Below are 11,410 nucleotides of genomic sequence, written 5' to 3'. Positions count from 1 at the left end.
TTCTTGTTGGAAGTGGACGATTTTCGTCCACTTCCAACAAGGTACAGTAAACGGAAGAATTTCGTCCACTTTTATCGGAGGTGAGGACAACGGCCGAGCTCAGAGCCGACGCCCGCAGCAATCGCGACCAGATCCTGGCCGCCGCCCAACTGGTCTTCCGGGAGCAGGGCGTCAACGTCTCCATGAAGGAAATCGCCGACGCCGCCGGTGTCGGCGTAGGCACCCTCTACCGCCGCTTCCCCGACCGCGGCGCCCTCATCACCGCGGCCGCCCACTCCTACCTCTCGGCCCTCTCCGACCTGGCCGCCACCGCCGAACGCGAATCCCCCGACGCCTGGCAGGCCCTCGCCCGCCTACTCCGCGAATGCGCCGAACTCCGCCTGGGCGCAACGGCATCCGCCATCGAACCCACCCTCCACGCCGACATCAAAGCCGACCCAGCCCTCACCGAAATCCGCACCACCATCACCGACCGCATAGACCGCCTCACCACCCAGGCCCACACCGACGGCACCCTCCGCCCCGACGTCACCCCCGCCGACATCGGCCGCCTGATGACCCTCCAGATCTACGCCGCCCCCAACGAGCCCTACCCCACCGCCGTCAACCGAGTCCTCGACCTCCTCCTTCGCGGCCTGCACACCTGACCGCCCGATCACAGTGCGGGCACCACCGAGTGCCCCCACTGAACGGTGCCCCAGAAACCTCTCAGCTATCCATCATTCCGCCGTTACCGTGAATACCCACAACCCTTTTCACGCCCCGCCCCCTATGTCATCACGCTCGCGAAACCTCAGGGAGTTGATCAAATGCGCGCAGGAATCGCCCGCACGACAGCGGTCGCCGCACTGGCCATCCCTCTTCTCGCCCTGGCACCCCCCTCCGCCTCAGCAACCGATCCTGCAACCCCATCCCCCGCCCAGCCCACCCTCTCGAACGTGGACGCTCCCTACATCACCATCAACATCTGCGTCCACATCCCAACCCCCGGCTCCGCCACCCTGAACTGGTGCTGGCCCTAACAGCTCACGCCGCGCCCACGCCTCCGACCAACTCACCCGCACCGGCCGGGAGTATGCATGCGTAAACCCAACTGCTCCACACCAAACGGGCTGGGGCAGTTGTTGTTCGGGCCTATTATCCCGAGATGATCGCTCGTATCTGGCGCGGGGTGATCCGCGCGACCGATGTCGACGAGTACGTCAGGTACATCGAGGACACCGGGATCAAGGAGTACAAGCAGACTCCGGGGAATCGGGGGGCTTGGATGCTGACCCGGGTCGATGGGGAGCGGGCCGAGGTTGTCACGCTGAGCTTCTGGGAGTCGTACGCGGCCATCGAGGGGTTTGCGGGGGCCGATATCGAGAAGGCCGTTTACTACCCGGAGGACGATCGGTTCCTGTTGGAGCGGACCGACAAGGTCTTGCACTACGAAATCGCCTGAGTGGCGGGATATTCGCGGGTTCGGATCCAGCGGGTGGTGGAGGGGTGGGCGGCCAGGATGACGACGGTCAGGTAGAAGCCGACGACGCCCAGCATCCAGATGAGCGATTCGAGGTCGCGGGCCGGATATTCGCGCCAGACGCTGATCGTCTCGATGGACTGCGCGACGATGCCGGTGATCACCAGTGCGCGGCCTACGGTCAGACGGCGCAGGAGCAGGATGCCGCCGGTTACCAGCAGCAGGGCCGCCAGCGGACGCCAGACCATCCACGACTCGGTCCCGACCATCTCGCGAATATCGGCGGAGAAGTGCCACCACGTCCAGTAGCCCAGCAAGGTACCCAGGGTGGCGAGCCCACCGAGACCCAGTGCGAACAGGGCGGCGACGATTCCGGCGGCGCTGGGCGGAGGCGGTGTGGGTGCCGGAAACGGGCTGCAGGCCGGACGACCTTGCTGGTGGTGCGGGTACGACATGGGGGTCTCCTGGCTGCTCGCTCGCGCGGAAAGTGCTGCGTCGCAAGCAATCCTCGAAAGTGCCCCTTAACCAATCCTTTTCGTTCGGATAAAGAGCTACTTCCGGGCTTCCAGGAAATAGAAAGAGCCCCTCACCTGTCGGAACAGGTGAGGGGCTCCTCAGCGGTGGCGGAGGGATTTGAACCCTCGGAGGGGGGTTACCCCTCACACGCTTTCGAGGCGTGCTCCTTAGGCCGCTCGGACACGCCACCGCAGGTGACTTTACCTGAGCACCCCGGTGATCCTGAAATCGCCTGGAGAAGGGGGTCAGGGGCGCTGGGATTTGAAGAAAACGTCCAGGAGGGAGGCGCATTCGGGTTCGAGGACGCCGGCCCGGACCTGGGGGCGGTGATTGAGACGTCGGTCACGGACGACGTCCCAGAGGGAGCCGACGGCGCCGGTCTTGGGCTCCCAGGCGCCGAACACGAGGCGGCCCACGCGGGACAGGACGAGGGCGCCCGCGCACATGGTGCAGGGCTCGAGGGTGACGGCGAGGGTCGCGCCTTCCAGCCGCCAGCCGTCGCCCATCACCTGGGCGGCGGCGCGCAGGGCCAGGACTTCCGCGTGGGCGGTCGGATCGCCCAGGGCCTCACGGGCATTGGCGGCGCGCGCCAGCTCGCGGCCCTCGGCGTCGAAGACGACCGCACCGACGGGGACGTCGCGCGGGTCGGCGGCCCGCGCCGCGTCGATGGCGGCCCGCATCATCGCCTCGTCGGAGGCGTGGGAGGCGAGCGAGCCGATCAACGCGGGAGCTTGTCCAGGACCGCGGAGAACTCGTTGGCGAAGCCGAGGCGCTGGGCGATCATGCCGAGCTGCTCGTCCGGGTACAGGTCGGTCTCGGCGAGGATGACGGCCAGCACCGGTTCGGGCAGGCCGAGATCGGCGAGCACGCCGAGGTCGCCCTCCTCCCAGGGCTCGATGTCGTCGAGTTCGTCGGGATCGATGTCGGGAATCTCGATATTGAGTTCCTCCAGCACATCGGCCGCGATGTCGTAGTCGATGGCGGCCGTGGCGTCCGACAGCAGGATTCGGCTGCCGGTGGGGCCCGGGCGCAGGATGATGAAGAACTCGTCGTCGACGTCGAGCAGGCCGAATGTCGCGCCGGAACTTCGCAGCGCACGCAATTCGTGCTCCGCTGCGGACAGACTGGACAGTGCCGCCTCGCTCAGGGGCGTCACTTTCCAGTTGGCTTCCTCGCGGACAACCGCCACTGCGAACCCTTCCACGTCGTCGAACTCGTCCGACGCCGCCCTGTTCGTGCTCGAGCGCTGTGCTGCCATGGCCGCAACGGTAGTCCGCTTCGGGGGAAATGTTGAAGTCGTATGCGAATCTGATCGCATGACGGGCTCTCCGAAACCAGCTGTGTGCGTCCTGGGTACCGGTTTGATCGGCGGATCGGTGCTGCGCGCCGCCGCCGCGGCGGGGTACGAGGCGTTCGGCTACAACCGGTCCGAGGTCGGCGCGAAGGCCGCCCGGATGGACGGATACGACGTGATCAGCGATGTCGAGGCGGTGCTCACCCGGGCCGCCGGACGCGACGCGCTGATCGTGGTCGGCGTGCCCATGCCCGCCATCGACGCGGTGCTCTCCGATGTGAAGACCTTCGCCCCCGGCTGCGTGCTCACCGACGTGGTGAGCGTGAAGGCCCCGGTCGCCGCGGCCGTGCAGCGCAACGAGCTGACCGCGCACTACGTCGGCGGCCACCCGATGGCCGGGACCAATGAATCCGGTTGGGCGGCATCGGCTCCCGACCTGTTCAAGGACGCGGCCTGGGCGGTCAGCGTGGATCCCGGCGTGCACGCCGACCCCTTCCGGCGTGTCGCGCAGCTGGCGCTGGACTGCGGCGCGGTGGTGGTGCCGGTGCTGGCGGTGGAGCACGACCGCGCGGTCGCGCGCATCTCCCACCTACCCCACGTATTGGCCGAGGCCCTCGCCATCGAGGGCGCCAACGGCGGCCCGCTGGCGCTCGGCCTGGCGGCGGGCTCGTTCCGCGACGGCACCCGCGTCGCCGCCACCGCTCCGGACCTGGTCCGCGCCATCTGCGAACCCAATGCGGCCGCGCTGCTGGACGTTCTGGACGACACGCTCGAGGTGCTCACCGAGGCCCGCGACAGCCTCCGCGCCAACGGCACCATCACCGAACTCGTCGAGGCCGGACACGACGCCCGCACCGATTACGACGACAACACCCGCTGGGCCATCACCGATGTCCGTCCCGGCGACCACAACTGGCTGACCAAGCTGATCGACGCGGGCCGGGCGGGCGGCGTCATCACCTCCCTGGACTGAGCCGGGCGGTCAGATGCGTTCGGCCAGGCCCGGGTAGTCGAGCAGGAAACCGTCCTCGTCGACCGTGACGGTGGCCGAGGAGACGGGCGAGAGGACGTGGATGCCGTCCGGCCCGCTGCTGTAGGTGAGGGAGGCCTCCTGGACCAGCAGGTCCGGGAGGCGGACGTAGACGACCGGGACCTGGACGTCCTCGCTGGCGTGGGCCAGGCCGTAGCGGCGGATCGGGAGGGTGTTGAAGAAGGGGCTCAGCACCACGTCGACATCCAGCGCGCCGCCGAAGGTGGAGCGCACGTGGGTGTTTCCGGCGTCGATGAGCCAGTAGTTCTCCTCGTCGCGGGCGATGGAGGCGTGGCGTTCGCCGGTGGCGAGGGTGCTGCGCAGCGACAGACGCTTGGTCACCCCGGCCTCGTCGGTGACCAGGTCGTAGGAGGCGCTGAAGGCGGGATGGTCCTCGCAGTCACCGGCGATGATGCGGCCCGCGGCACGAATCCGGTTGCCGCTCAGCACCACCCGCACCGACTCCATCCGCGACGCGTTGTGCGCCCGCCAGGTGAGAATGGCCGGCCACCGCGGCGCACCCGGCTTGGCGTCCTCACTCCCGTTATCCGTCACCCCTATCACCGTAGTTCCCCCACCCCGCACCCCCGCGCTCCCCGGCCGGTATCACTCCCCGCGCCGGACATCGTGATCAACATGCAATGGTGCGGGCCGCTTCTCGGCGTTTTCCCACGCCATCGCATGGTGATCAACCGACCTGGTGATAGCGGACGGCTCTGGAGGCGGGCTGTGGAACAGTGTTGATCACGATGGGGGTGCGGCGACTCGAGTAACCTGCTCGAGGCACGGGGACTCCGGGGTGAAAGGGACTGTTGTGACGGGCGCGCGGATGGTCGGCCTGTTCGCCGGCATCGGCGGACTGGAGCTCGGGCTCGCGGCGCACGGGTGGCGCAGCGAACTGCTGTGTGAGATCGACACCGGGGCGCAGGCGGTGCTGGCCGCGCACTTCCCGGACGTGCCACTGCATTCCGATGTGACCAAGCTGCGCGCGCTGCCGTCCGGAACGGAGCTGGTGGCGGCGGGATTCCCCTGCCAGGACCTGTCGCAGGCCGGGCGCACGGCCGGAATCACCGGGGCCCGTTCGGGTTTGGTGGATGAGGTGTTCCGGCTGGTCAAGCGCAAGAAGGGGCCGCGCTGGCTGCTCATCGAGAATGTGCCGTTCATGCTGCAGCTCGGGGGCGGGGCGGCCATGCGGCACATCACCGGGGCGCTCGGCGAACTCGGCTACACCTGGGCCTACCGGGTGGTCGACGCGCGCGCGTTCGGCCTGCCGCAGCGGCGGGAGCGGGTGCTGATGCTGGCCTCGCGCACCGAGGATCCCCGGCCGGTGCTGTTCGGGGCGGATGCGGGGCCGCGCGAAGTGGGCGATCCGGCGCACGATCCGTGCGGCTTCTACTGGACCGAGGGCACTCGTGGGCTCGGTTGGGCGGTGAACGCGGTGCCGACCCTGAAGGGCGGTTCCGGCCTGGGCATCGCGAGCCCGCCCGCCGTGCGGCTGCCCTCGGGCGAGCTGGTCACGCCCGGCATCACCGACTGCGAGCGGTTGCAGGGCTTCGATCGGGATTGGACCACACCGGCTTTGGCGGTGCCGGGGGTCCGGCGGGGGCATCGCTGGAAGCTGGTCGGCAATGCGGTGAGTGTGCGCATGGCGTCCTGGATCGCCGAGCGCATCACCGAACCGGCCGACGATCCGTACCCGGAGGGCGAACCGCTGACCCGGCGCAGCTGGCCGACGGCCGCCTGGGGGCATCGCGGGGAGGTGCATCGGGTTCCGGTGTCCACCTGGCCCGTTCACGCGCCCTACGAGGATCTGCGCTGGTTCCTCGACGACTCCCGGCTGCTGTCGGCGCGCGCGACCGCCGGATTCCTGCGCCGCACGGCGATGGGTTCACTGCGCTTCCCGGAGGGCTTCCTCGACGATGTGGCCAATCACCTCGAGCGCATGGGAGGCGCTCCGAGCGAAGCCGCGTGAGGCTGGGAACCTTGCCGGCCGCGCGCACCGCGACGAGGATGGCCGCGTGAGATTTCCCGTGGTAGCGGCCCGGATTCGGGCGGACCGGACCCGATGACCGCCGGACGGCCGGGCACCGACGCGGCGACCAGCGCGCGCATGGCCAAACAGCGGCGGGTGGGGACGAAACCGGAATTGGCCCTGCGGCGGGAATTGCATCGGCGCGGTTCGAGGTTCTTCGTGGACAGGGCTCCGCTGCCCGGGCTGCGGCGGCGGGCCGACATCGTGTTCCCGCGTCGGAAGGTGGCTGTCTATGTGGACGGGTGCTTCTGGCACAGCTGCCCCGAGCACGCGACGCATCCGAAGAACAATGCCGAGTGGTGGGCAGAGAAGCTGGCGGGGAATGTGGCGCGGGACCGCGATACCGACGCCCGGCTGGCGGCGGCGGGCTGGACCGTGATCCGGGTGTGGGAACACGAGGGCGCGGAATCGGCGGCCGACCTGGTGATGCGGGTGCTGGCACGCGGGGTGTGACAGCACCGTCCGCGGATGGGAGACAATGGTCCTACGACCGGACCAGCCGACCAGTCCGGACAGATCGACTGCGGGCAGCGCAGTCACTTGGGTGAGCGAGGGCCAGCGAAAGCGAGCGCGGTGATGCCAACCGAGCAGAAACTAGCCGAGGCGGCGCCGAGGGCGGTACCGCTCCAGCCGCGATGGCGTCGGATCCTGCGCTGGTTCATCGCGATCTTGATCGCGGTCGCCGGACTCGGCTATTCGTCCTGGGTTCTGGAATTCATCCTGCCGATCCACAGCAATCCCACCAATACGTTCCTCAGCCAGCTCGCCGAGAAGGGCGCGCCCTTCCGCTGGGTGTTCACCACCGGCGACACCGTCTCGGGTTCGCTGCTGGTGGTGGCGGGACTGGGCGGGCTGCTGCTGTTCTCGCGGCGGCTGTACTCGACCATCGGCTGGGTGGCGCTGGCCTGCTTCGGCGCCTCCACCATCGCGGACGCGCAGTGGCCGATCGTGCCCGAGGATCCGGACGGGCCGAAACGGTATGTGGATACCGGGCTTTTCCCGCAGCTGCACCAGATTCACGCGCTCACCAGCACGCTGGCGGTGTTCTCCATCTACATCGCGATGATCGCGTTCACGGTGGCGGCGTTCAAGTACCGGCGCTGGCCGATTCTGCGGCACACCGGCCTGTGGATTCTGATCGTCGGCTCCGTGGTGACGGCGTGGATGCTGATCGCCGACAACCTGCCCGGCAACTACGGACTCGGCATCGCGCAACGCATCCAGGTCGGGGCCATGTCGCTGTGGCTGATCGCGCTGGCCGTGCAAATCGTTGTCGCCGAACGGGATTCCGGCGCCCCGGCTCGCCGCCGCAAGGCGACATCGTCCGGCGGCTGACCGCCCCGACGCACTAGGGTCGGAATCGTGACCAGCGACGCCGCGCAACTCGCCGAGACCACCGCCCTGCTCGACACCGTCGCCGCCGCGACGGCGCGGCTGCTCCCGGCGGTGGCCGCCCTGACCGACGCCGACCTGGTCGAGCCCTCGCTGCTCCCCGGCTGGACCCGCGGCCACGTCCTGGCCCACCTGTCCCGCAATGCCGACAGCCTGGTCAACCTGCTGCTGTGGGCCCGCACCGGTATCGAAACCCCGCAGTACGCAAGCCAATTCCTCCGCGAGGCCGATATCGAGGCCGGCGCTCCCCGCCCGCTGCGCGAACAGCTCGAGGACCTCACCGCGTCTGCCGAACGCTGGCTCGCCCTCGCCCGCGTCATGCCCGCCGACCGCTGGGCCACCCTCGTCCGCAATCGGCAGGGCGGCGAAATCCCTGCCACGCGTATCCCGTGGATGCGCCTGCTCGAGGTCGAAATCCACCACGTGGACCTCGATATCGGCTACACCCCCGCCGAGTGGTCCCCGGAATTCACCGCCCGCCTGCTCGCCCAATCCCTCACCGAGGTGAAACCGGTCGACAATGCGGGATTCACGGTGACGGCCACCGACACCGGCTACTCCGGCACCGTCGGCACGCCGACCGCCGAAATCTCCGGCACCGCCGCATCTCTCGCCGCCTGGCTCATCGGCCGCTCCCCGGGCACCGACCTCACCGGCGACCTCCCCGACCTCGCCGCCTGGAAGTAGTCGGGGCCGAAGGCTCATCGCAGTTCGGTGTGCGTCAGCACCTTCGCGACCTCGGGAAGCCGCCGATCCGTCGCCGTGGCCGGCGCCAGCTGAGTGACGGCCGCAGGCATCGCCCCGACCGTGAACACATGGACCGCGTCGTCGATCCGCGCGGCCGCGAAGGACGCTACGGACGGAAGGTCGTCCGGCATCGCGATCGTGTGATGGCCGGGTTCGAGTTCGCCGTCGAACACCACCGCCGACGCACTCTTCGGCTCCGGAGGCTGGAACGATGTCCCCCACCACGTCTCGACGGTGACATGAGCCGCTCGGGTGAGCGTGATCAGCACCGATCGTTTCGTGCTGTCGTAGGCGACCTCCGCCTGCGTGTCGATCGCGGTGACTGCCTCGACCTGTGCCGCGATCAGCCCCGCCATCCCCGCGAGTCCCTGGACAACGGTCACCGCGGGATTCAGCTTCGTCACCTCCTCGCGCAAGTACTGCTTGGTGTCCGCGGGAACCATCCCGCCGAAGGTGAGGACATCGATGGCCGTCACGTCGTAATCGTCGAGGACATCGTCGAACTGGTTCGTGGCATTGGCGTCATACCCTCTGCCGCGCAGGATTTCGACCGCTTCGAGAAGGACGCTCGGGCTGCGGCCGACGATCAGAACGCGCTCGGCTCGAGGAGTGGGAACGGTACTCATTGGAATCTCCTACCCGTGGTTGCCGCCTAATGTTGGCGACACCAATGTTGGTAGATCCAATATATCTAATGTTGGCCGCACCAACAACCGCTAATCTCGATCCGTTCGCCGCACCGGGACGAGGCGGTAGGTGACCCAGGAGCTGTGCGGGAGGTGGGGTTTGTCGATCTTGATGTGCAGCTTGCGGACGGCACCGGTAGTGGGGTCGGCTACTCGCAGCACGGGTTGCAGGGTGGCCGGGCCGTCCGGGTCCGTTGTGTACATCCGGTCGAACTCCGGGTGCACCCGGCAGCGCTCGACGATCTCGTTCAGGACGGACTCGGCGACCGAGATCGGGCCCATCGTGCGCAGGCCGTAGACGAATCCGTGTGCCACCTGATTCCAGTCCGCGAAGACCCGTTCGGACTCCGGATCGGTGAACAAGTAGCCGAAGACGTTCGACTTCGCCTCGAGCCCGGGGAACAGGGCCTCCCATGCGGTGTTGACGCCCAGCACGTCGCCTTCGGGCAGGGCGAGGTACGCGGCCGGATAGGGCAGGTCCTCGAGGTCGGCGAGGGCGTCCGCGTCGGGCAGGGCGGGCGAGGGGCCCAGCACGCGGTCCAGCGCACCCGGATAGAGCGCCGCCACGATGCGTTCCCGATAGATGTACGGGATCCCCAGGGCGTCGAACAGTGCGCCCGCGAATTCCAGGCTGGGCGTCAGGGTTCCCGCCTCCACCTTCTCGACGGCGGACTTGGACCACCCGGTACTCGCGGCCAGTTGCGCCTGCGTCATGCCGAGCGCATCCCGCCGCGACCGGATGAATACGGCCAGTTGCCCTTTGGCCATCGACCTTCCGCCTCCTCGTTCCGCCCGTCCGGCTCGCATCCGCACCGGACTCGCACCTCTGGTGCGACACCGATGTATTGACTTTCCCACACCGGGAAACGACCCTTGACCAGTGCTGGAGCCCGCTTGCCCGGGTTGTTGATGCGCCGGAGGGGTGCGCATCAACCCACCACGCACCCCTCCGAAAGCCAGCATCCCCCGAAAAGCCAAGAGCCCCACACCGTTCGGTGTGAGGCTCTTGTATTGCGCGCCCGGAGAGACTCGAACTCCCAACCTTCTGATCCGTAGTCAGATGCTCTATCCGTTGAGCTACGGGCGCAAGCTTATTCAAATGTGTACACCCGGCGTACCGAGTGGTGGCGGAGGCGAGAGGATTTGAACCTCCGGTCCCCGTGAAGGGACAACTCATTAGCAGTGAGTCCCATTCGGCCGCTCTGGCACGCCTCCTGGTGCCCCTCTTCGAGGGCGCCGGTTCCTTTCGAACCGCCGGGACAGAAGATTACACAGCGGGTGACCAATAGGCCAAATCGGCTGGTCAGCGTAGGTGCGAGTCGAACCATTCGTAGATTCTGGTCTGGGCGTCGAGGACGGAGGCGTCGTCGAGGGCGGTGGGGTCGAAGCCGGGGTGGTCGGGGCGGTGGTGCAGTCCCGGGTAGGTGACGACGAGGGTGGCGACATCGGCGCGGGCGGCGGCGTCGCGCAGGCGGGCGACCTGGTCGGGCGGGGTGAGGGGGTCGTCCTCGCCGAAGAGGCCGAGCCAGGGCGCCTGCAGGGCGGGGGCGGCGGCGAGCAGGGCGATGGCCTGCGGGGTGAGGGGCGCCTCGATGCCGGGGGCGGCGACACTGACCGCCGCGCCGACGCGGCGGTTGGTGGCGACCAGGGCGGCGGCGGTGCCCGCGGAGTCGAAGCCGAGCACGCCGATGCAGTCGCGGAAGACGCCGTGCGCGGTGAGCCAGTCGAAGCAGGCGTCGAAGTCGGCGAAGAGGTCGTCGCCGAAGACGCGGTCCGGATCGGCGCCGTTGACGGGTCGGTGGAAGAGGTCCGGGGCCAGGACGGTCCAGCCGTCCGCGGCGAGCGCGTGCATGAGTTCCAGCAATGGCTCGGTGAATTCGCGTGATTCGTGCAACACCACGATGCCGCCGCGGGCGTGTCCCTCGGGTTCGAGCACGGTGAGCGGGACCGTGGTCGTGTCGTGCACAGGGGCGTGTTCTCGATAGATGCCCGACATAGGGCCACTGTAGTTGCGCTAGGTAAAAACGGGATAAATCTTTCCGGGGGTCCGATCTTCCGGAGATATTCCGGCCGAGCGGCATTCGAGCAAACCGGGCAACCCGCGGCGGGCCGGTGCGCCGCCACCCCCGGGCGGCCCCGGACGAACGGGACTTAGGGTATAGGGGTGAGTGCGCACATTCGCCCGGACCTCGATGCCATCCCGGCGTACGTCGCCGGGAAGACCCACCCCGGCGCGGTGAAGCTGGCCAGT

The 11,410-nt window shown here is 68.4% G+C and carries 15 protein-coding genes and 3 tRNA genes; 8 read left to right on the top strand and 10 right to left on the bottom strand.

All coding sequences use genetic code 11. The annotated features are described in order from the left end of the window. Nucleotides 1-80: 80 nt before the first annotated feature. The 3 genes from ON43_RS00985 (at nt 81) to ON43_RS00980 (ending at nt 1,444) form a co-directional block, all read left to right on the top strand. Nucleotides 81-647: a TetR/AcrR family transcriptional regulator gene (locus tag ON43_RS00985; RefSeq protein ID WP_051177735.1), complete on the top strand. Its 567-nt coding sequence runs from the start codon at nt 81-83 to the stop codon at nt 645-647. Between the two features lie 162 nt (nt 648-809). Further along, a complete protein-coding gene (locus tag ON43_RS44545; RefSeq protein ID WP_157513861.1) occupies nt 810-1,022 on the top strand; it encodes a hypothetical protein in 213 nt (70 codons plus the stop codon). A gap of 125 nt (nt 1,023-1,147) precedes the next feature. Next, nucleotides 1,148-1,444, top strand: a complete 297-nt coding sequence (locus ON43_RS00980) for a hypothetical protein (protein WP_174416432.1) — start codon at nt 1,148-1,150, stop codon at nt 1,442-1,444. On the opposite strand, the gene ON43_RS00975 is transcribed toward ON43_RS00980, so the two are convergent. The 4 genes from ON43_RS00975 to ON43_RS00960 form a co-directional block, all read right to left on the bottom strand. After that, a complete protein-coding gene (locus ON43_RS00975) occupies nt 1,429-1,917 on the bottom strand; it encodes a hypothetical protein (protein ID WP_040802458.1) in 489 nt (162 codons plus the stop codon). The genes ON43_RS00980 and ON43_RS00975 overlap by 16 nt on opposite strands. 163 nt (nt 1,918-2,080) lie before the next feature. After that, nucleotides 2,081-2,168: transfer RNA gene (locus tag ON43_RS00970), tRNA-Ser, on the bottom strand. 55 nt (nt 2,169-2,223) lie between these two features. Continuing rightward, entirely contained in the window at nt 2,224-2,661 is a 438-nt protein-coding gene (locus ON43_RS00965) for a nucleoside deaminase (RefSeq protein ID WP_040802548.1), read from the bottom strand. Nucleotides 2,662-2,696: 35 nt separating this feature from the next. Next, nucleotides 2,697-3,236 carry a tRNA adenosine deaminase-associated protein gene (locus ON43_RS00960; RefSeq protein WP_040802456.1) on the bottom strand — a complete coding sequence of 180 codons (540 nt, stop codon included), beginning with the start codon at nt 3,234-3,236 and terminating at the stop codon, nt 2,697-2,699. Nucleotides 3,237-3,294: 58 nt separating this feature from the next. Between ON43_RS00960 and ON43_RS00955 the strand changes: the two genes are divergently transcribed. Next, a complete protein-coding gene (locus ON43_RS00955) occupies nt 3,295-4,245 on the top strand; it encodes a prephenate dehydrogenase (RefSeq protein WP_040802454.1) in 951 nt (316 codons plus the stop codon). 9 nt (nt 4,246-4,254) lie between these two features. On the opposite strand, the gene ON43_RS00950 is transcribed toward ON43_RS00955, so the two are convergent. Next, nucleotides 4,255-4,857, bottom strand: coding sequence for a putative glycolipid-binding domain-containing protein (locus ON43_RS00950; RefSeq protein ID WP_083913070.1), 603 nt, complete (start codon nt 4,855-4,857; stop codon nt 4,255-4,257). 274 nt (nt 4,858-5,131) lie between these two features. Between ON43_RS00950 and ON43_RS00945 the strand changes: the two genes are divergently transcribed. From ON43_RS00945 to ON43_RS00930, 4 genes are all read left to right on the top strand, one after another. Beyond that, the gene (locus ON43_RS00945; protein WP_040802451.1) at nt 5,132-6,274 is read left to right on the top strand and encodes a DNA cytosine methyltransferase; all 1,143 of its coding nucleotides are present in this window, start codon (nt 5,132-5,134) and stop codon (nt 6,272-6,274) included. Nucleotides 6,275-6,367: 93 nt separating this feature from the next. After that, nucleotides 6,368-6,787, top strand: a complete 420-nt coding sequence (locus ON43_RS00940) for a very short patch repair endonuclease (RefSeq protein WP_040802449.1) — start codon at nt 6,368-6,370, stop codon at nt 6,785-6,787. A 123-nt stretch (nt 6,788-6,910) separates the two neighbouring features. Beyond that, complete coding sequence (locus ON43_RS00935) at nt 6,911-7,669, top strand: DUF998 domain-containing protein (RefSeq protein ID WP_083913068.1); 759 nt, start codon at nt 6,911-6,913, stop codon at nt 7,667-7,669. 27 nt (nt 7,670-7,696) lie between these two features. Then, nucleotides 7,697-8,413 (top strand): maleylpyruvate isomerase family mycothiol-dependent enzyme, encoded by a 717-nt coding sequence (locus ON43_RS00930; RefSeq protein WP_051177733.1) that lies wholly within the window; start codon nt 7,697-7,699, stop codon nt 8,411-8,413. Between the two features lie 14 nt (nt 8,414-8,427). Here the strand turns inward: ON43_RS00930 and ON43_RS00925 are convergent, their stop codons facing one another. From ON43_RS00925 to ON43_RS00905, 5 genes are all read right to left on the bottom strand, one after another. Then, nucleotides 8,428-9,099, bottom strand: a complete 672-nt coding sequence (locus ON43_RS00925; RefSeq protein ID WP_040802448.1) for a hypothetical protein — start codon at nt 9,097-9,099, stop codon at nt 8,428-8,430. A 90-nt stretch (nt 9,100-9,189) separates the two neighbouring features. Beyond that, a complete protein-coding gene (locus ON43_RS00920) occupies nt 9,190-9,927 on the bottom strand; it encodes an MmyB family transcriptional regulator (RefSeq protein ID WP_040802445.1) in 738 nt (245 codons plus the stop codon). 246 nt (nt 9,928-10,173) lie between these two features. After that, nucleotides 10,174-10,246: transfer RNA gene (locus tag ON43_RS00915), tRNA-Arg, on the bottom strand. A 38-nt stretch (nt 10,247-10,284) separates the two neighbouring features. Then, nucleotides 10,285-10,374, bottom strand: a tRNA-Ser gene (locus tag ON43_RS00910). An 88-nt stretch (nt 10,375-10,462) separates the two neighbouring features. Further along, nucleotides 10,463-11,155 (bottom strand): dienelactone hydrolase family protein, encoded by a 693-nt coding sequence (locus ON43_RS00905; protein WP_040802444.1) that lies wholly within the window; start codon nt 11,153-11,155, stop codon nt 10,463-10,465. Nucleotides 11,156-11,410 lie beyond the last annotated feature (255 nt).

The organism is Nocardia concava NBRC 100430 (assembly GCF_000308815.1).
GTDB classification, from domain to species: domain Bacteria; phylum Actinomycetota; class Actinomycetes; order Mycobacteriales; family Mycobacteriaceae; genus Nocardia; species Nocardia concava.
The sequence above is the reverse complement of the archived record's forward strand: the minus strand, read 5'-3'. Positions and strand labels throughout refer to the sequence as shown.